The 20,402-nt window shown below is 55.7% G+C and carries 18 protein-coding genes; 17 read left to right on the top strand and 1 reads right to left on the bottom strand.

The genetic code is table 11. The features are described from left to right. Positions 1–53: 53 nt before the first annotated feature. Positions 54–137, bottom strand: coding sequence for a leu operon leader peptide (leuL, locus tag IV493_RS18690; RefSeq protein WP_099257765.1), 84 nt, complete (start codon positions 135–137; stop codon positions 54–56). 730 nt (positions 138–867) lie between these two features. Here leuL and ilvI point away from each other — a divergent pair. The 17 genes from ilvI (at position 868) to ftsA (ending at position 20,339) form a co-directional block, all read left to right on the top strand. Continuing rightward, positions 868–2,592 carry an acetolactate synthase 3 large subunit gene (gene ilvI / locus IV493_RS14785; RefSeq protein WP_013356756.1) on the top strand — a complete coding sequence of 575 codons (1,725 nt, stop codon included), beginning with the start codon at positions 868–870 and terminating at the stop codon, positions 2,590–2,592. Between the two features lie 2 nt (positions 2,593–2,594). Continuing rightward, a complete protein-coding gene (gene ilvN / locus IV493_RS14780; RefSeq protein WP_013356757.1) occupies positions 2,595–3,086 on the top strand; it encodes an acetolactate synthase small subunit in 492 nt (163 codons plus the stop codon). A gap of 196 nt (positions 3,087–3,282) precedes the next feature. Beyond that, positions 3,283–4,293, top strand: coding sequence for a catabolite repressor/activator (gene cra, locus IV493_RS14775; protein WP_013356758.1), 1,011 nt, complete (start codon positions 3,283–3,285; stop codon positions 4,291–4,293). Between the two features lie 494 nt (positions 4,294–4,787). Continuing rightward, positions 4,788–5,246, top strand: coding sequence for a division/cell wall cluster transcriptional repressor MraZ (gene mraZ, locus IV493_RS14770; protein ID WP_195857353.1), 459 nt, complete (start codon positions 4,788–4,790; stop codon positions 5,244–5,246). A gap of 2 nt (positions 5,247–5,248) precedes the next feature. Then, positions 5,249–6,190: a 16S rRNA (cytosine(1402)-N(4))-methyltransferase RsmH gene (gene rsmH, locus IV493_RS14765; RefSeq protein WP_013356759.1), complete on the top strand. Its 942-nt coding sequence runs from the start codon at positions 5,249–5,251 to the stop codon at positions 6,188–6,190. After that, entirely contained in the window at positions 6,187–6,507 is a 321-nt protein-coding gene (ftsL, locus tag IV493_RS14760; protein WP_003854764.1) for a cell division protein FtsL, read from the top strand. The genes rsmH and ftsL overlap by 4 nt, the downstream gene beginning before the upstream one ends. A gap of 16 nt (positions 6,508–6,523) precedes the next feature. Beyond that, positions 6,524–8,293, top strand: a complete 1,770-nt coding sequence (locus IV493_RS14755) for a peptidoglycan glycosyltransferase FtsI (protein ID WP_013356760.1) — start codon at positions 6,524–6,526, stop codon at positions 8,291–8,293. Beyond that, positions 8,280–9,767, top strand: a complete 1,488-nt coding sequence (gene murE, locus IV493_RS14750; RefSeq protein ID WP_195857352.1) for a UDP-N-acetylmuramoyl-L-alanyl-D-glutamate--2,6-diaminopimelate ligase — start codon at positions 8,280–8,282, stop codon at positions 9,765–9,767. Before IV493_RS14755 ends, murE begins: the two co-directional genes overlap by 14 nt. Further along, positions 9,764–11,122, top strand: coding sequence for a UDP-N-acetylmuramoyl-tripeptide--D-alanyl-D-alanine ligase (murF, locus tag IV493_RS14745; protein WP_195857351.1), 1,359 nt, complete (start codon positions 9,764–9,766; stop codon positions 11,120–11,122). Before murE ends, murF begins: the two co-directional genes overlap by 4 nt. Further along, complete coding sequence (gene mraY / locus IV493_RS14740) at positions 11,116–12,198, top strand: phospho-N-acetylmuramoyl-pentapeptide-transferase (protein ID WP_013356763.1); 1,083 nt, start codon at positions 11,116–11,118, stop codon at positions 12,196–12,198. The genes murF and mraY overlap by 7 nt, the downstream gene beginning before the upstream one ends. A gap of 2 nt (positions 12,199–12,200) precedes the next feature. Continuing rightward, on the top strand, positions 12,201–13,517 hold the full coding sequence (murD, locus tag IV493_RS14735) for a UDP-N-acetylmuramoyl-L-alanine--D-glutamate ligase (protein ID WP_147789393.1): 1,317 nt from the start codon (positions 12,201–12,203) through the stop codon (positions 13,515–13,517). After that, positions 13,517–14,731 carry a cell division protein FtsW gene (gene ftsW, locus IV493_RS14730; RefSeq protein ID WP_003854750.1) on the top strand — a complete coding sequence of 405 codons (1,215 nt, stop codon included), beginning with the start codon at positions 13,517–13,519 and terminating at the stop codon, positions 14,729–14,731. The genes murD and ftsW overlap by 1 nt, the downstream gene beginning before the upstream one ends. Then, positions 14,728–15,786 carry an undecaprenyldiphospho-muramoylpentapeptide beta-N-acetylglucosaminyltransferase gene (murG, locus tag IV493_RS14725; protein ID WP_013356765.1) on the top strand — a complete coding sequence of 353 codons (1,059 nt, stop codon included), beginning with the start codon at positions 14,728–14,730 and terminating at the stop codon, positions 15,784–15,786. The genes ftsW and murG overlap by 4 nt, the downstream gene beginning before the upstream one ends. 70 nt (positions 15,787–15,856) lie before the next feature. Next, the gene (gene murC / locus IV493_RS14720; RefSeq protein ID WP_013356766.1) at positions 15,857–17,335 is read left to right on the top strand and encodes a UDP-N-acetylmuramate--L-alanine ligase; all 1,479 of its coding nucleotides are present in this window, start codon (positions 15,857–15,859) and stop codon (positions 17,333–17,335) included. Beyond that, complete coding sequence (locus IV493_RS14715) at positions 17,325–18,245, top strand: D-alanine--D-alanine ligase (RefSeq protein ID WP_195857350.1); 921 nt, start codon at positions 17,325–17,327, stop codon at positions 18,243–18,245. Before murC ends, IV493_RS14715 begins: the two co-directional genes overlap by 11 nt. A 1-nt stretch (position 18,246) precedes the next feature. After that, positions 18,247–19,086, top strand: a complete 840-nt coding sequence (ftsQ, locus tag IV493_RS14710) for a cell division protein FtsQ (protein ID WP_013356768.1) — start codon at positions 18,247–18,249, stop codon at positions 19,084–19,086. Continuing rightward, entirely contained in the window at positions 19,083–20,339 is a 1,257-nt protein-coding gene (gene ftsA, locus IV493_RS14705) for a cell division protein FtsA (protein WP_010253890.1), read from the top strand. The genes ftsQ and ftsA overlap by 4 nt, the downstream gene beginning before the upstream one ends. Positions 20,340–20,402 lie beyond the last annotated feature (63 nt).

Genomic DNA, 20,402 nt, shown 5'->3' with positions numbered 1-20,402 from the left:
AGCATAAAAAAACCCGCGACAGGCGCGGGTTTTTAACTTTCAGCAGGTTTGAATCAGTGTTTGATTCCGCCCACAAGTCTACCGCGCAAGCTGAGTGCGTTTAGTAGTAGACCGAGAAGGCGAACAGAACGAAACATGGATTCAAACCTTATAAAATGTTGTGCTGTACATATTGGTACTGGAATCGCTCAGGGATGTCAACCTTCAATGCAGGGGTATTATCCGGGACGATGAAGGAAGATATTCTGTTATTTAACGGTCAGGCAGCGTAATGAACAGCGTGTCAGTCACTGCGTAAGCAATCAGCCCCGGAAGGCTGCCTTTTATGGGCTGTTTAAAGATTTATTCTATTGAAAAATAATAATTTTATTGGTTTTCAGCCTGGCAGCACCACAGGATTTATCACCTGTCGGTTAGCATAATCGAATGCGCTTGCGTGATTTACTGGTTAATTACGCCAGAAAAGAAAAGCGTCAGGCGATTGTGGGCTATTGCAGGCGGTAATAAGTTTTCGTTATTTCTTATATCACGCTGAAAATAATTTCTTACTTAGCATTTTCGTCTGCGGTTCTGCGACGTAATTAGTTTAATCCGCGCAGCCAATTCTTATCAGGCAGAGCCTTTACGTCCCGGCCTTTTAATTTACGCGGGTTTGCGGTTTGCCTGCCCGGTTAACTGCGGTTATGGTAATTGACCTACTCTCAGAACAATGAACTCAACAGATTTCTCTGTAACCGGACAGCGGCACATGTTTTCGCTGTCGTGCATAAACATAAGATTTTGATTGGCAAAGCAGGCACCAGGGCAACGTGTTACACACCAACGGGCGTAGTAACCGGGCCGGGTCCTCAAGCCTGGAGGCAGAAGATGGAGATGTTGTCAGGAGCCGAAATGGTCGTCCGTTCGTTAATCGATCAGGGCGTTAAGCAGGTATTCGGTTATCCGGGTGGCGCAGTCTTAGATATCTATGATGCGCTGCAAACCGTCGGGGGTATCGATCACATTCTGGTGCGCCATGAGCAGGGCGCGGTGCATATGGCTGACGGTCTGGCGCGTGCTACTGGTGAAGTTGGCGTGGTGCTGGTTACCTCAGGACCCGGTGCAACCAATGCGATTACAGGTATCGCTACCGCCTATATGGACTCGATTCCGCTGGTGATCCTGTCGGGTCAGGTTCCCTCGTCGCTGATTGGCTATGATGCCTTTCAGGAGTGCGACATGGTCGGCATCTCTCGTCCGGTGGTGAAGCACAGTTTCCTGGTGAAAAGCACCGAAGAGATCCCAACCGTACTGAAAAAGGCATTCTGGCTGGCCTCCAGCGGACGTCCGGGACCGGTGGTGATCGACCTGCCAAAAGATATTCTGAACCCGGCCAACAAACTGCCTTATCACTGGCCGGACTCGGTAAGCATGCGCTCCTACAACCCGACCATTCAGGGTCACAAAGGGCAGATTAAGCGCGCGCTGACCACCTTGCTGGCCGCGAAGAAGCCGGTGATTTACGCGGGTGGCGGGGCCATCACCGCTGGCTGCGAAGCGGAACTGTTACAGCTGGCTGAAAGCCTGAATATTCCGGTGACAACTTCGCTGATGGGCCTGGGCTCGTTTCCGGGTACCCACCGTCAGTGCGTCGGCATGCTCGGTATGCACGGCACGTACGAAGCCAACATGACGATGCACAATACCGATCTGATTTTTGGTATCGGCGTTCGCTTTGATGATCGCACCACCAACAACCTGGCGAAATATTGTCCCAACGCCACGGTGATGCACATCGATATCGACCCTACCTCGATTTCCAAGACGGTCGCGGCGGATATCCCGATCGTAGGTGATGCGAAACAGGTACTGCAGCAGATGCTGGAGTTGCTGGCGCAAAGCGACACGCTATCGCGTGCTGAGAGCCTGCACGACTGGTGGCAGGCGATCGAAGGCTGGCGCAGTCGTCACTGCCTGGAATTTGATCGCACCAGCGATAAAATTAAACCACAGGCCGTAATTGAAACCATCAGCCGTCTGACCAAAGGCGATGCGTACGTCACGTCGGATGTGGGCCAGCATCAGATGTTTGCTGCGCTCTATTATCCTTTCGACAAACCGCGCCGCTGGATCAACTCCGGCGGTCTGGGCACCATGGGCTTTGGTCTGCCTGCTGCGCTGGGCGTTAAGATGGCGTTGCCGGAAGAGACCGTCATCTGCGTAACGGGCGATGGCAGTATCCAGATGAACATTCAGGAGCTCTCTACAGCACTGCAGTACGATCTGCCGGTGCTGGTGCTGAACCTGAATAACCGGGTGCTGGGCATGGTGAAGCAGTGGCAGGATATGATCTATTCCGGTCGTCACTCCCAGTCTTACATGGAGTCGCTGCCTGACTTCGTGCGTCTGGCGGAAGCCTACGGTCATGTCGGCATCGCGATTGAACATCCGGCTGAGCTGGAAGAGAAACTGACGCTGGCGCTGGAAACGCTGGCGAAAGGACGTCTGGTGTTTGTGGATGTCACCGTTGACGGTAGCGAGCACGTTTACCCGATGCAGATTCGCGGTGGCAGCATGGATGAGATGTGGTTAAGCAAAACGGAGAGGACATAATTATGCGTCGCATTTTATCAGTTCTGCTGGAGAACGAATCCGGCGCATTATCCCGTGTCGTCGGTCTGTTTTCGCAGCGCGGCTATAACATTGAAAGCCTGACTGTGGCACCGACCGACGATCCCACGCTGTCGCGGATGACCATTCAGACGGTGGGCGATCAGAAGGTGCTGGAGCAGATTGAAAAGCAGCTGCACAAGCTGGTGGATGTGCTGCGCGTTACCGAACTGGGGCAGGGCGCCTATGTTGAACGTGAAATCATGCTGGTGAAGATTCAGGCCAGCGGTTATGGCCGTGAAGAGGTGAAACGAAACGCCGAGATCTTCCGCGGTCAGATCATTGACGTGACGCCAACGCTGTACACGGTTCAGCTTGCAGGCACCAGTGACAAACTGGACGCTTTCCTGAATACCGTCCGCGATGTTGCCGAAATTATTGAAGTGGCACGCTCCGGGATCGTGGGCGTTTCACGCGGCGATCGCATCATGCGTTAATTACGCTCCGTCATCATCAATCCTCACCTAACCCGGCGAAATGCCGGGTTTTTTTATTTTTTATGCGCAAGGCGGGTTACATTCAGAAAAGCGGTTGCTCCGCGCACTTTTCTGCTGTTAGATGATAGTCATAAGTTATCCATAGCTTAACTGCGGCTATTTTTGCCGTTAAAGCGGATTTGATGGTGGGGTTATCGTGAAACTGGATGAAATTGCGCGTCTGGCAGGCGTATCGCGCACCACGGCCAGTTATGTGATCAATGGTAAAGCGCGGCAGTATCGTGTCAGCGACAAAACCGTTGAAAAAGTCATGGCGGTGGTACGTGAGCATAATTATCACCCTAATGCGGTGGCTGCCGGGCTACGTGCCGGGCGAACGCGCTCTATTGGGTTAGTGATTCCCGATCTGGAAAATACCAGCTATACCCGTATTGCGAACTATCTGGAGCGCCAGGCGCGTCAGCGCGGCTATCAGCTGCTGATCGCCTGTTCTGAAGACCAGCCTGATAACGAGATGCGCTGCATTGAACATCTGTTACAGCGGCAGGTCGATGCGATTATCGTCTCTACCTCATTACCGCCAGAGCATCCCTTTTATCAGCGCTGGATCAACGATCCCCTGCCGATTATCGCGTTAGACCGCGCGCTGGATCGTGAACATTTTACCAGCGTAGTGGGTGCCGATCAGGATGATGCACAGACGCTGGCCGCTGAACTGCGTCAGCTTGAGGTTAAAAATGTGCTGTTCCTTGGCGCGTTACCTGAGCTCTCAGTAAGTTTCCTGCGGGAGATGGGGTTCCGCGATGCCTGGAAAGACGATCCCCGTCCGATTGACTACATCTACTGCAACAGCTTCGAACGCACCGCCGCTGCCGCGCTGTTTGAAAAATACCTTGAAGATCATCCGATGCCGGAGGCGCTGTTTACCACCTCATTTGGTCTGCTGCAGGGTGTCATGGATGTGACGCTGAAACGTGACGGAAGGCTGCCGACCGAGCTGGCCATTGCCACCTTTGGCGACCACGAATTACTGGACTTTCTTGAGTGTCCGGTACTGGCGGTGGGTCAGCGTCATCGTGACGTGGCAGAGCGTGTACTGGAATTAGTTTTAGCCTCGCTGGATGAACCCAGAAAACCGAAACCGGGTTTAACCCGCATTCGTCGTAATTTATACCGTCGCGGACAATTAAGCAGAAAAGTTAAATGAGTAACGGGCAGTATTATGCTGCCCGCCCATTTTATTTCCGTGATGTACTGATTAAATAAACAGGTCGACGTAAAAAAGCGTAAATTCTGCTCATCAAATCTAACAAAGTCGACAGGCTTATTTTTATTATCTGCTTACAACTTCAACAAACTTCCTGCCCCGTCTCGCCTGAAGCTGCTGTGCTTCCTTTCGGAAATCCCCTAAAATGCCGCCGCTGTCTCAGAAACTACGATAAATATTCAGCGCTTCATGTTGTTTCATTTTTAGTCGTTTTTTTGTGGGTCCTTATTTTTATTCAGGTATTCATTGGCTTAATTTTTACTTTCCCTTTTTATTCGTTTATATCGTCGCCAGAGATTAATTTTGCGCTCTGTAAAGAGTGATATTCAACTACCGCTCCGGCTTGACAAGGATTTCATGGGATCCTTAAACTCGTTTCGTGGTAAAAAGTGGGATAAAGTGGCGTAAATGGGTGACCAGGAGGAGAGACTGGCATGTTCCGCGGAGCAACGTTAGTCAATCTCGACAGCAAAGGGCGGCTCGCCGTACCCACGCGATATCGCGATTTGCTGATTGGGGAATCTCAGGGGCAGATGGTCTGTACCATCGACCTCCACCAGCCATGCCTGTTGCTTTATACCCTGCCCGAATGGGAAATCATTGAAAAAAAGCTGGCACGCCTTTCCAGCATGAATCCACTTGAGCGCCGCGTACAGCGTTTGCTGCTGGGACATGCCAGTGAATGTCAGATGGACAATGCAGGCCGCCTGCTGCTGGCAAATACGCTTCGGCAGCACGCACAATTAACCAAAGAAGTGATGCTGGTTGGACAGTTCAACAAGTTTGAGCTGTGGGATGAACAGACCTGGTATCAACAAGTCAGGGACGATATTGACGCAGAACAGTCGGCTCAGGAGCCTTTATCTGAGCGGTTGCAGGACTTGTCGCTATAGCTATGCAGGAAAATTTCAAACATACCACCGTACTGTTGGATGAGGCGGTTAACGGCCTCAATATCAGGGAAGACGGTATTTACATCGACGGCACTTTTGGCCGTGGTGGCCATTCACGCCTGATTCTTTCGCAACTGGGAGAGAAGGGAAGGCTGATCGCCATCGATCGCGATCCGCAAGCTATCGCCGCTGCCGCTGAGATCACCGACCCGCGTTTTTCAATTATTCATGGCCCTTTTTCCGCGCTGGCAGAGTATGTCGCTGAACGGGATTTAGTCGGGAAAATTGACGGCATTTTACTCGATCTGGGGGTTTCATCACCGCAACTGGATGACGCCGAACGCGGCTTCTCCTTTATGCGTGACGGACCACTGGATATGCGCATGGACCCTTCGCGCGGTCACTCCGCCGCAGAATGGTTACTGCACGCGGAAGAAGCGGATATCGCCTTCGTCCTGAAGACCTACGGTGAAGAGCGATTCTCTAAACGTATTGCCCGGGCCATTGTCGAGCGCAATCGTGAACAGCCGATGACCCGCACCCGGGAGCTGGCTGAAGTGATCTCTGTCGCCATGCCGGTGAAAGATAAGTTTAAGCATCCGGCTACACGCAGCTTCCAGGCTATTCGTATCTGGATTAACAGTGAACTGGAAGAGATCGATATTGCTCTGAAAGGGGCGGTTGAGGTGCTGGCGCCACAGGGGCGCCTCTCTGTTATCAGCTTCCATTCACTGGAAGATCGGCTGGTGAAGCGCTTTATGCGCGATCAGAGTCGCGGGCCACAGGTGCCAGCCGGGATACCGATGACTGAACATCAGCTGCGAGCGCTGGGTGGGCGTGAGCTGAAGCTGCTTGGCAAGATGTCACCGGGTGATGCTGAAGTCTCTGAGAATCCCCGTGCGCGCAGTTCGGTATTACGTATCGCGGAGAAAACCGACGCATGATCGGTAATGAGCGCCACAGTCTGCCCGCCGTCATCGGCGGGGATTTGCTGCGAAAAGGCAAGATTCCGGTGCTGTTGCTGATCGCTGTGGTGGTGTCTGCCGTGCTGGTGGTCACCACCACCCATAAAACACGACTGCTGACCGCGCAGCGCGAACAGCTGGTGCTGGAGCGTGATGCGCTGGATATCGAGTGGCGCAACCTGATTCTGGAAGAGAATGCGCTGGGCGATCATAGCCGGGTTGAACGCATCGCCACCGAGAAGCTGCAGCTGCAGCACGTTGATCCTTCACAAGAAAATATCGTGGTGCAGAAATAAGGATTTCAGATAGCGAATGAGCGGCACAGGCAGAACGCTGAAGTTAAAGAAACCGGAAGATAAAGCCAGCTTTGTAAGCTGGCGTTTTGCGTTGCTGTGCGGCTGTATTTTACTGGCGCTGGGTGGCTTGCTGTCGCGTGTGGCCTGGCTGCAGGTCATTAATCCCGGCAAGCTGGTGAAAGAGGGCGATTTGCGCTCGCTGCGTGTTCAGGCAGTGCCGACTTCGCGCGGGATGATCAGCGATCGCGCCGGACGTCCACTGGCTGTCAGTGTACCGGTTAATGCCATCTGGGCTGATCCAAAAGAGCTGCATGCTGGTGGTGGCGTAACGCTCGACAGCCGCTGGAAGGCGCTGTCCGATGCGCTCTCTATTCCGCTTGATCAGCTGGCGGCCCGCGTCAATGCCAACCCTAAAGGCCGCTTTGTCTATCTGGCGCGCCAGGTTAATCCGGCCATCGGTGAATACGTCAAAAAACTCAAACTTCCCGGTATTCATCTGCGCGAAGAGTCGCGTCGTTACTATCCTGCCGGGCAGGTCACCTCTCATCTGATTGGCTTTACCAATATCGACGGCCAGGGCATCGAAGGCATTGAGAAGAGCTTTGATAAATGGCTGACCGGTGCGCCGGGCGAGCGGACGGTGCGCAAAGATCGCTATGGCCGCGTCATCGAAGATATCTCCTCTGTGGACAGCCGCGCCGCCCATAACCTGACCCTGAGCATTGATGAGCGGTTACAGGCGCTGGTTTACCGTGAACTGAATAACGCCGTTGCTTTTAACAAAGCGGAATCGGGTACGGCGGTGCTGGTGGATGTGAACACCGGTGAAGTGCTGGCGATGGCCAACAGTCCGGCTTACAACCCGAATAATCTCACCAATACGCCAAAAGATCTGATGCGTAACCGCGCGATTACCGACATCTTCGAGCCGGGTTCTACCGTGAAGCCGATGGTGGTGATGACCGCGCTGCAGCGCGGCGTGGTCAGAGAGAACAGCGTACTGAATACCGTGCCGTACCGCGTCAATGGTCATGAGATCAAAGATGTGGCGCGCTACAACGAATTGACCCTGACAGGGGTTTTACAGAAGTCGAGTAACGTCGGTGTTTCACGTCTGGCGTTAGCGATGCCTTCCTCAGCGCTGGTAGAAACTTACGCGCGCTTTGGACTGGGCAAACCGACCAATTTGGGGCTGGTCGGGGAAAGCAGTGGCTTATACCCTAAAAAACAACGGTGGTCTGACATAGAGAGGGCCACCTTCTCTTTCGGCTACGGGCTAATGGTAACGCCGTTACAGTTAGCGCGAGTCTACGCAACGATTGGCAGCTATGGCATTAACCGTCCGCTGTCGATTACCAAAGTGGATCCGCCCGTCGCGGGACAACGCGTTTTCGATGAGTCACTGGTGAAAACTGTGATGCACATGATGGAAAGCGTGGCGCTGCCCGGTGGCGGTGGCGTTAAAGCGGCAATCAAGGGTTATCGCATCGCGATAAAAACCGGTACGGCGAAAAAAGTCGGGCCGGACGGACGATACGTCAATAAATACATTGCCTATACCGCAGGCGTTGCGCCTGCCAGTCATCCCCGATTCGCGCTGGTGGTGGTGATTAACGATCCCCAGGCTGGCAAGTATTATGGCGGTGCGGTTTCTGCACCGGTGTTTGGTGCCATCATGGGCGGCGTACTGCGCACCATGAACATCGAGCCGGACGCATTACCGACGACCAATGACAGGAATGAGTTGGTGACTAACAGAAGTGAGGAATCAAGTGACAGATCGTAACCTGCGCGACTTACTCGGCCCCTGGGTGCCAGGCGCGCCGGCGCGCCCATTGCGCGACATGACCCTGGATAGCCGCATGGCGGCGTCTGGCGATCTGTTTGTCGCTGTTGCAGGCCATCAGGTTGATGGCCGCCGTTTCATTCCGCAGGCGATTGCGCAGGGCGTCGCCGCCGTGGTGGCTGAAGCTGAAGGTGAAGCGACTGACGGCGAAATCCGTGAAATGCACGGCGTACCGGTCATCTATCTGGCACAGCTGCATCAGCGGCTGTCGGCTTTAGCAGGACGTTTTTATCAGCAGCCGGGCGAGAAGCAGACGCTGATTGGCGTCACTGGCACCAACGGTAAAACCACGACCACCCAGCTGCTGGCGCAGTGGGCGACGCTGCTGGGTGAAACCAGCGCAGTGATGGGCACCGTCGGCAACGGGCTGGTGGGTCACTTAGTCGCTGCAGAAAATACTACCGGTTCAGCCGTGGACGTTCAGCATATGCTGCACGAGCTCGCTGAAAAAGGAGCGACCCTGACCGCGATGGAAGTCTCGTCACACGGTCTGGTGCAGCATCGCGTTGCGGCGCTGCCGTTTGCCGCGGCGGTCTTCACCAATCTCAGCCGCGATCATCTCGATTACCACGGTGACATGCCGAGCTATGAGTCGGCCAAATGGCTGCTGTTTTCTGAGCATCAGGTCGGACAGGCGATTCTTAACGCTGATGATGAAGTCGGCCGTCGCTGGCTGGCGCGCTTACCTGATGCGGTTGCCGTCACCATGGAAGATAACCTTCAACCGGGCTGCCATGGCCGCTGGCTGAAAGCCGATGCGGTGGAGTACCACGACAACGGGGCTCATATCCGCTTCAGCTCCAGCTGGGGCAACGGTGAAATCGACAGCCCGCTGATGGGCGCGTTCAACGTCAGCAATCTGCTGCTGGCGCTGGCGACCCTGCTGTCACTGGATTATCCGCTGGCGACGCTGATAAGCGTTGCACCACGATTACAGCCCGTTAACGGGCGTATGGAAGTGTTCAGCGCTGCAGGAAAACCGACGGTCGTGGTGGATTATGCCCACACGCCGGATGCGCTGGAAAAAGCGCTGGAAGCGGCACGTCTGCATTGCAAAGGAAAACTCTGGTGCCTGTTTGGCTGCGGCGGCGACCGCGACAAAGGCAAGCGCCCGTTAATGGGGGCGATTGCTGAACAATTTGCGGATGTGGTGGTGATTACCGACGACAATCCGCGCAGCGAAGATCCGCAGGCGATAGTAAAAGACATTCTGACCGGTTTGCTGGATCCGGGCCGCGCCCGCGTGGTATCAGGTCGTGCGCAAGCGGTCACTAACGCCATTATGCAGGCACAGCCTGACGATATCGTGCTGGTGGCGGGCAAAGGCCATGAAGATTATCAGATCATCGGCAATCGTCGTCTCGACTACTCCGATCGTGCCACGGTAGCGGCACTGCTGGGAGGCGCAGCATGATCCCGGTTTCATTAAAGACCCTGGCGGAAATTACCGGCGGCACGCTGCACGGCAGCGATTTCACCCTGAACGATGTGACCACCGATACCCGCAAAGTGACGGCGGGCAGCCTGTTTGTCGCGCTGGTGGGCGAACGCTTCGATGCACACGACTTCGCCGGAGAGGCCATTGCAAATGGCGCACAGGCGCTGCTGGTGAGTAAGCATTTACCTGTCGCTGTGCCTCAGGTGGTGGTTGAAGATACCCGTATCGCCTTTGGACGACTGGGTGCCTGGGTTCGTCAGCAGTCGACCGCCCGCGTAGTAGCGCTGACCGGCTCCTCCGGCAAAACTTCGGTCAAAGAGATGACCGCAGCGATTCTGCGTCAGTGTGGCGAAACGCTCTACACCGCAGGCAATCTCAACAACGATTATGGCGTGCCGATGACCCTGCTCCGCCTGACCGCAGAACATCAGTATGCGGTCATCGAGCTGGGTGCTAATCATCAGGGCGAAATCGCTTACACCACTGACCTGGTTAAACCAGAAAGTGCGCTGGTGAATAATCTGGCCGCGGCCCATCTGGAGGGCTTTGGCTCACTGGCGGGTGTTGCTAAAGCGAAAGGTGAGATCTTTCAGGGCCTGCCGGCTCACGGCATTGCCATTCTCAATGCGGAGAGCAACGACTGGCCGAACTGGCAGAGCACGCTGCAGGATAAAACCGTGTGGCGCTTTTCACCGCAGGCGGCCGAGTGTGATTTCTCCGCCCGTGATATCCGCATTGCGCAGGATGGCACCCATTTTGTGATGAACACACCGCGTGGCACGGCTGAGATCGTACTGCCGCTGCCGGGCCGTCATAACATTGCTAACGCCCTTGCGGCGGCGGCACTGGCCCTGTCAGTGGATGCGCCGCTTAGCGCCGTTCAGCAGGGACTGAAAAACCTGCAGTCGGTGCCGGGTCGTCTGTTTCCGGTGCGTCTTTCTGCGCATCAGCTGCTGCTGGATGACAGCTACAACGCTAACGTCGGCTCAATGACCGCCGCCGTCCAGGTCCTGTCAGAGATGCCAGGTTACCAGGTGCTGGTCGCGGGTGATATGGCGGAACTGGGTGAAGAGACTGAAAAATGTCACCGCGAAATCGGTGAAGCGGCACGCGAAGCAGGCCTTGACCGCGTGCTGACCTGTGGAAAATTCAGTCACTTCATCAGTGAAAGCAGTGGCGTTGGTGAACATTTCAGCGATAAGACGGCGCTGACTGAACGTTTGCGAGAATTGTTGTCCCAACACTCAGAAATTACCGTCCTGATAAAAGGTTCACGTAGTGCCGCCATGGAGCAGGTAGTACAGAGCTTAAAGGAGAAAGGAACATGTTAGTTTGGCTGGCCGAGCATCTGGTCGCTTTTTATTCGGGCTTCAACGTCTTTTCCTATCTGACGTTTCGCGCCATTGTCAGCCTGCTGACCGCGTTATTTATCTCGCTCTGGATGGGGCCGCGCCTCATCGCCTGGCTGCAGAAATTACAGATTGGCCAGGTCGTCCGTAACGACGGTCCGGAATCGCACTTCAGTAAGCGCGGGACGCCTACCATGGGCGGCATCATGATTCTAACTTCCATCACCATTTCGGTACTGATGTGGGCCTATCCGTCGAACCCCTATGTCTGGTGCGTGCTGTTCGTGCTGGTCGGCTTTGGCATCATCGGCTTTGTCGATGACTACCGCAAAGTGGTGCGTAAAGACACCAAAGGCCTGATCGCCCGCTGGAAATATTTCTGGATGTCGGTGATTTCGCTGGGTGTGGCGTTCGGACTTTATGCGGCGGGCAAAGATACCCCTGCGACTCAACTGGTCGTGCCGTTTTTCAAAGACATCATGCCGCAGCTTGGCCTGTTTTATGTGCTGCTGGCCTACTTTGTCATTGTCGGAACGGGTAATGCGGTCAATCTGACCGATGGCCTGGATGGCCTGGCGATTATGCCAACCGTCTTTGTCGCTGCGGGCTTCGCGCTGGTTGCCTGGGCAACCGGTAACGTGAAGTTTGCTGAATACCTTCATATTCCCTATCTGCGTCACGCCGGTGAGCTGGTGATTGTCTGTACCGCTATCGTCGGGGCAGGGCTGGGCTTCCTGTGGTTCAACACCTATCCGGCTCAGGTCTTTATGGGCGACGTCGGCTCGCTGGCATTAGGCGGCGCGCTGGGCACCATCGCGGTGTTACTGCGTCAGGAATTTTTACTGGTGATCATGGGCGGCGTATTTGTGGTTGAAACGCTGTCGGTAATCCTTCAGGTGGGATCGTTCAAGTTGCGCGGCCAGCGTATTTTCCGCATGGCGCCGATCCATCACCACTATGAACTTAAGGGCTGGCCGGAACCGCGCGTCATCGTGCGCTTCTGGATTATTTCGCTAATGCTGGTGCTGATTGGCCTGGCCACGCTGAAGGTGCGTTAATCATGGCTGACTATCGGGGTAGAAAAGTCGTCATCATCGGACTGGGCCTTACCGGGCTCTCCTGTGTTGATTTCTTTTTAGCGCAGGGCGTCACGCCTCGCGTGATGGACACCCGTGTCTCGCCGCCGGGGCTGGATAAATTGCCCGGGCAGGTTGAACGCCATCTGGGCGGCATTAACGGTGACTGGCTACTGGCGGCCGATCTGATTGTTGCCAGCCCTGGCGTCGCGCTGGCGCATCCGATTCTCAGCGAAGCGGTAGAAGCCGGAATTGAAATCGTCGGTGACATTGAGCTGTTCTGCCGCGAGGCGCAGGCTCCCATCGTGGCAATTACCGGTTCTAACGGCAAAAGCACCGTGACCACGCTGGTAGGTGAGATGGCGAAAGCCGCAGGCTGGCAGGTGGGCGTCGGTGGCAATATTGGTCTGCCCGCGCTGAGTCTGCTGCAATCACCGGCCCAACTTTATGTACTGGAACTCTCCAGTTTCCAGCTTGAGACCACCCACAGTCTGAAAGCGGCTGCGGCAACCGTGCTTAACGTCACCGAAGATCATATGGACCGCTATCCGCTGGGTATGCAGCAGTATCGTGCTGCCAAGCTGCGGGTCTATGAGAATGCGCAGATCTGCATCGTTAACGCTGATGATGCGCTGACGATGCCGGTACGTGGTGCGGATAAGCGCTGTGTCAGCTTTGGTGTCGATTTCGGTGACTACCACCTTAACAAGCAGCAGGGCAGTATCTGGCTGCGGGTGAAAGGTGAGAAAGTCCTGAACACCGCTGAAATGAAGATGGTGGGACAGCATAACTACACCAACGCGCTGGCTGCGCTGGCGCTGGCCGATGCGGTCGGTCTGCCACGCGCCTCCAGCCTCGCGGCCTTAACGCAATTTAACGGTCTGGCGCATCGCTTCCAGCTGGTCCATGAACACCAGGGCGTGCGCTGGATTAATGACTCCAAAGCGACCAACGTCGGCAGCACCGAAGCGGCGCTGAATGGCCTGCAGGTTCAGGGAACGCTGTGGCTGCTGATGGGCGGTGATGGTAAGTCAGCCGATTTTACACCGCTGATCCCGTGGCTTCAGGGCGACAACGTGCGCCTTTACTGCTTTGGCCGTGACGGCGATGCGCTGGCGGCGCTGCGTCCTGCCATCGCTGTGCGCACGGAAACGATGCGACAGGCAATGGAGCAGATCGCGCCACAGGTTAAAGCAGGCGATATGGTTCTGCTGTCGCCAGCCTGCGCCAGCCTTGACCAGTTCCGTAACTTTGAGCAGCGCGGTGAGCAGTTCGCGCAACTGGCGAAGGAGCTGAGCTGATGCGTATTCCTGGTGCCGGACTGGCGGGTTACTTCTCAGGACGCCTGAAAGACTGGGTGATGGGCGCACGCGAAAGTGATGATTCATCGCTGGTGCTCTATGACCGCACACTGTTATGGCTGACGCTGGGCCTGGCGGTAATTGGTTTTGTGATGGTGACGTCGGCGTCTATGCCGGTAGGTCAGCGTCTGAATGACGATCTCTTTTACTTCGCCAAACGTGATGCGTTCTACATCGTGCTGGCTTTGGGTATGGCGCTGGTCACGTTGCGGGTGCCGATGGATTTCTGGCAGCGCTACAGCAACGTGATGCTGATGGTCACGGTGGCAATGCTGCTGATTGTTCTGGTCGTCGGCAGCTCAGTTAACGGTGCCTCGCGCTGGATTGCGCTGGGTCCGCTGCGTATCCAGCCTGCGGAGCTGTCGAAGCTCTCCCTGTTCTGCTATCTGGCCAGCTACCTGGTGCGCAAAGTGGAAGAGGTGCGTAACAACTTCTGGGGCTTCTGTAAGCCGATGGGGGTGATGGTCGTGCTGGCGGTGTTACTGCTGGCGCAGCCGGACCTCGGTACGGTGGTGGTGCTGTTTGTCACCACGCTGGCGATGCTGTTCCTGGCCGGTGCCAAGCTGTGGCAGTTCATGGCCATCATCGGCTCCGGCATTTTTGCGGTGATCCTGCTGATCATTGCAGAACCTTATCGTATGCGCCGTGTGACCTCGTTCTGGAACCCGTGGGAAGATCCGTTTGGTAGTGGCTACCAGCTGACGCAGTCTCTGATGGCATTTGGTCGCGGAGAATTCTGGGGGCAGGGACTCGGTAACTCGGTGCAAAAGCTGGAATATCTGCCGGAAGCGCATACCGACTTTATTTTCGCCATCATCGGGGAAGAACTCGGCTATGTCGGTGTGGTACTGGCACTTTTAATGGTATTCTTCGTCGCTTTTCGTGCGATGTCGATTGGCCGTCGTGCTCTGGAACTGGATCAGCGTTTTTCCGGCTTTTTAGCCTGTTCAATCGGTGTCTGGTTCAGCTTCCAGGCGCTGGTTAACGTCGGGGCTGCCGCCGGTATGTTACCGACCAAAGGCCTGACCTTACCGCTGATCAGTTACGGTGGGTCGAGTCTGATCATTATGTCGACCGCCATCGTCTTTTTATTACGCATAGATTATGAAACGCGCCTGGCGAAAGCGCAGGCGTTTACCCGAGGTGGTCGATGAGCGGTAAGCGATTGATGGTGATGGCAGGCGGAACCGGCGGACATGTCTTTCCCGGTCTGGCTGTCGCCCATCATCTGATGGAACAGGGCTGGCAGGTTCGCTGGTTAGGCACAGCCGACCGTATGGAAGCCGATCTGGTGCCAAAACACGGCATCGACATCGACTTCATCCGTATCAGCGGATTGCGCGGGAAGGGCATGAAAGCACTGCTGCTGGCACCGCTGCGTATCTTCAATGCCTGGCGCCAGGCGCGTCGCATTATGAAAGACTGGCAGCCGGATGTTGTGCTAGGCATGGGCGGCTACGTTTCAGGACCAGGCGGCTTAGCGGCCTGGAGCTGCGGAATTCCGGTGGTGCTGCATGAGCAGAACGGGATCGCCGGGCTGACTAACAAATGGCTGGCGAAAATCGCTACCAAAGTACTGCAGGCGTTTCCGGGCGCGTTTCCCGCCGCCGATGTGGTGGGGAATCCGGTTCGTACCGATGTTCTGGCTCTGCCTTTACCCGCGCAACGTCTGGCGGATCGTCATGGCCCGATTCGGGTGCTGGTGATTGGGGGCAGTCAGGGGGCGCGGATTCTGAACCAGACGCTGCCGCAGGTTGCGGCGCTGGTGGGTGATGAGATCACCCTGTGGCATCAGACCGGTAAAGGGGCACAGCCCGAAACAGAGAAAGCCTATCAGCAGGTGGGACAGACGCAGCATAAGGTCACTGAGTTTATTGATGACATGGCTGCCGCCTACGCCTGGGCTGATGTGGTGGTATGTCGCTCCGGCGCATTAACCGTGAGCGAAGTCGCTGCCGCTGGTTTACCGGCGATTTTCGTGCCGTTTCAGCACAAAGATCGCCAGCAGTACTGGAACGCGCTGCCGCTGGAGAAAGCGGGCGCCGCCAGAATTTTTGAGCAGCCGCAATTTACTGCGGAGGCTGTAGCGGATTTGCTACGCCACTGGGACCGCGCAACACTGCTGACGATGGCCGAGCAGGCCCGTCAGGTGGCGATCCCCGATGCGACTGGACGGGTCGCTCAGGAAGTGGCTCGCGCCGCAAAGTAATCATTCCGGTCAGCGTGTCTGACCTGTACCCGAAGTGGGTACAAACTGAAATAGCAGGTAACTGAGAGCGATGAATACACAACAATTGGCAAAACTGCGTTCTATCGTGCCCGAGATGCGTCGCGTCCGGCACATCCACTTTGTCGGCATCGGTGGTGCTGGCATGGGCGGTATTGCCGAAGTGTTAGCAAATGAAGGCTACCATATCAGCGGTTCAGATCTGGCCCCTAACCCGGTGACGCAGAACCTGATCGCCCTGGGCGCCACCATTTATTTTAACCATCGCCCCGAAAACGTGACCGATGCCAGCGTCGTGGTGGTCTCCAGCGCCGTATCGCAGGATAACCCGGAACTGGTAGCAGCTCGTGAACAGCGTATCCCGGTGATCCGTCGCGCGGAGATGCTGGCTGAACTAATGCGTTTCCGTCACGGCATCGCCGTTGCGGGTACGCATGGCAAAACGACCACCACGGCGATGGTGTCGAGTATCTATGCGGAAGCCGGTCTTGATCCGACTTTCGTTAACGGCGGCTTGGTCAAAGCAGCAGGTACCCATGCGCGTCTGGGTCACAGCCGCTATCTGATTGCCGAAGCGGATGAGAGCGATGCGTCGTTCCTGCATCTGCAGCCGATGGTGGCCATTGTGACCAACATCGAAGCTGACCATATGGACACCTATCAGGGCGATTTTGAGAACCTGAAGCAGACGTTTATTAACTTCCTGCACAACCTGCCGTTTTACGGTCGTGCGGTAATGTGTGTGGATGATGTGGTTATCCGTGACCTGATCCCACGGGTGGGCCGTCATATCACCACCTACGGTTTCAGTGACGATGCGGATCTGCGCATTGAAAACTACGAGCAGAGTGGCGCGCAGGGGCATTTTACCCTGATCCGTCAGGACAAAGCGCCGCTGCAGATTACGCTGAATGCGCCGGGTCGCCATAACGCCCTGAACGCGGCAGCCGCGGTTGCCGTCGCCAGTGAAGAGGGCATTGAAGACAATGCCATCCTGGCTGCGCTGGAGAGTTTCCAGGGCACGGGCCGTCGCTTTGATCTGCTGGGTGAATTCCCGACAGAGCCGGTGAACGGTCAGCCGGGCACCGCCATGCTGGTGGATGATTACGGTCATCACCCAACCGAAGTGGACGCGACGATTAAAGCCGCGCGCGCAGGCTGGCCGGATAAAAAACTGGTGATGGTGTTTCAGCCGCACCGTTACAGCCGTACCCGCGATCTGTTTGATGATTTCGCCAACGTGCTGTCGCATGTCGATGTGTTGCTGATGCTGGATGTGTACTCCGCCGGTGAAACCGCGATTCCGGGTGCCGACAGCCGTTCGCTGTGCCGTGCCATTCGTAACCGGGGCAAGGTTGATCCGATTCTGGTGCCGGAACATGACGCGCTGCCGGAAATGCTGGCACCACTGCTGTCAGGCAATGACCTGATTCTGGTGCAGGGTGCCGGTAACGTCGGCAAGGTTGCCCGCAAGCTGGCGGAGACTAAGCTCCAGCCGGAACGCAAAGCGGAGGATCGTCATGGCGGATAAAGTTGCCGTATTAATGGGCGGCACCTCAGCAGAGCGTGAGGTTTCGCTGAACTCGGGTCAGGCCGTCGTCGCCGGACTGCGGGAAATGGGCATCAATGCGCATGGCGTCGATACCCGTGATGTGTCGGTGCTGACACTGAAAGAGCAGGGCTTTACCAAAGCCTTTATCGCGCTGCATGGCCGGGGCGGAGAAGATGGCACGATGCAGGCAGTGCTGGAGTTTCTGCAACTGCCTTACACCGGCAGCGGCGTAATGGCATCGGCTGTGACCATGGATAAGCTGCGCACCAAACTGCTGTGGCAGGGTCGCGGATTACCGTCAGGAAAGTTTGTCTGGCTGACGCGTCAGCAGTTTGATGCCGGGCTGGATGCAGAGAGCAACGCAGCAATTGCGGCGCTGGGTCTGCCACTGTTTGTAAAGCCAGCCTGTGAAGGCTCGAGCGTGGGTATCAGCCGGGTTAACGATCTGAGCGCGCTGCCTGCCGCACTGGACATGGCGTTTAAGCACGACAATGACGTACTGGTCGAAGCGTTTCTCAGCGGCGCGGAGTATACCGTCGCGATTGTGGGCGATCGTATTCTGCCCTCAATTGAAATAAAGATCGCCAGTGAGTTCTATGACTATGAAGCTAAATACATTTCTGACGATACTCAGTACGTCTGTCCGACCGATTTAAGCGCTGAACGTGAAGCTGAATTACAGCAGCTGGTGCTGGCGGCCTGGCGTGCACTGGGCTGTCGTGGCTGGGGACGGGTTGATGTGATGACGGATGGGGAAGGGCGCTTTCAGTTGCTGGAAGCCAATACCTCTCCGGGCATGACCAGCCACAGTCTGGTTCCTATGGCTGCGAAACAGGCGGGCATGAGTTTCCCGCAGCTGGTTGCCCATATTCTGGAGCTGGCCGACTGATATGTCACAGGCGGCGATGAGAGTTCGAAACCGTGAACCGCAGGAGCGTATTCGCACCGGGCGCAGTAACGGAGCCCGACTGTTCGGCATTGTTTTTCTGCTGATGGTTATCGGGATTATGGTTGCCGGCGGGCTGGTAGTGCTGAAGTGGATGAACGATGCGTCCCGGCTGCCGCTGTCAAAACTGGTGGTGACAGGACAGACGCACTACACCACCCACGACGATATCCGCCAGGCGATTCTGTCGCTGGGTCCGCCTGGCACGTTTATGTCTCAGGATGTGGATATCCTGCAGCAGCAGATTGAGCGGCTGCCGTGGATTAAGCAGGTCAGCGTACGTAAGCAGTGGCCGGACGAACTGAAAATCCATCTGGTGGAGTATACGCCGGTGGCGCGCTGGAACGATTTGCATATGGTGGATGCTGAAGGTGTCTCCTTCAGCGTACCCGCCAGTCATGCCGGCAAAGAAACAATGCCGATGTTGTATGGGCCAGAAGGGAGTGAGAAAGAGGTCCTGGCGGGCTATCACAGCATGGATGATGTGCTGAAAGCCCGGAAGTTTACCCTGAAGGTGGCGTCGATGACGGCCCGTCGTTCATGGCAGCTGGTCACCAGCGATGATGTACGTATCGAACTGGGCCGCAGCGACACCATGAAACGACTGAATCGCTTTATTGAGCTCTACCCGGTGCTGCAACAGCAAGGTCAGAACGAGAGCAAACGTATCAGCTACGTGGATTTGCGATACGACTCTGGCGCTTCTGTTGGCTGGACACCGGTCGTGATGGAGCCACAGGACAGTAATCAGCAACAGAACCAGGCACAGGCTAAACAACAATGATCAAGGCAACGGACAGAAAACTGGTAGTTGGACTCGAAATCGGCACTGCAAAGGTTGCCGCCCTGGTTGGGGAAGTTCTGCCCGATGGTATGGTCAACATTATTGGGGTGGGCAGCTGCCCTTCCCGCGGTATGGATAAAGGTGGCGTAAACGACCTTGAGTCGGTGGTGAAATGCGTTCAGCGCGCCATCGATCAGGCTGAGCTGATGGCAGATTGTCAGATCTCCTCCGTCTACCTTGCTTTATCGGGCAAACATATCAGTTGTCAGAACGAAATCGGGATGGTTCCGATTTCGGAAGAGGAAGTGACTCAGGATGATGTAGAGAACGTTGTACATACCGCCAAATCGGTGAGAGTACGTGACGAGCACCGCATCCTGCATGTAATTCCTCAGGAATACGCAATCGATTATCAGGAAGGGATTAAGAATCCGGTCGGGCTGTCCGGCGTGCGCATGCAGGCAAAAGTACACCTGATCACCTGCCACAACGATATGGCGAAGAACATCGTTAAAGCCGTTGAGCGTTGCGGACTGAAAGTGGATCAGCTGATTTTTGCCGGCCTCGCCTCCAGTTTTGCGGTTCTGACTGAAGACGAACGTGAGCTGGGCGTCTGTGTTGTCGATATTGGTGGCGGTACAATGGACATAGCCGTATATACCGGCGGCGCTTTACGGCACACTAAGGTGATTCCGTATGCAGGCAACGTCGTCACCAGCGATATCGCCTATGCGTTTGGTACACCACCAACGGATGCTGAAGCGATTAAAGTGCGCCATGGCTGTGCGCTGGGCTCGATTGTCGGCAAAGATGAGAACGTTGAAGTGCCGAGCGTAGGAGGACGTCCACCGCGCAGCCTGCAACGTCAGACGCTGGCGGAAGTGATTGAGCCGCGTTATACCGAACTTTTGAATCTGGTCAATGACGAGATTCTGCAGTTACAGGAACAACTGCGTCAGCAGGGCGTGAAGCATCATCTGGCCGCAGGCATTGTCCTGACCGGTGGTGCAGCGCAAATCGAAGGACTGGCGGCCTGTGCGCAACGCGTATTCCATACGCAGGTGCGTATCGGACAGCCGCTGAATATTACCGGCCTGACTGACTATGCGCAGGAATCGTACTACTCCACCGCCGTGGGACTGTTGCATTACGGCAAAGAGTCGCACATGAACGGTGATGCAGAGACCGAAAAACGGGTTTCAGTAGGTAACTGGTTCAAGCGTATTAACAGTTGGTTAAAAAAAGAGTTTTAATTTTTGTGAAAGGGGATCATGCTGTTTTCTTTAATGATCTCCAGGCGACAGGCACATAACGGA

This window comes from Pantoea sp. SM3640 (genome assembly GCF_015654165.1).
Lineage (GTDB): Bacteria > Pseudomonadota > Gammaproteobacteria > Enterobacterales > Enterobacteriaceae > Pantoea > Pantoea vagans.
Note: the sequence above shows the minus strand (reverse complement) of the source record. Positions and strands in the feature narration are given on the sequence as shown.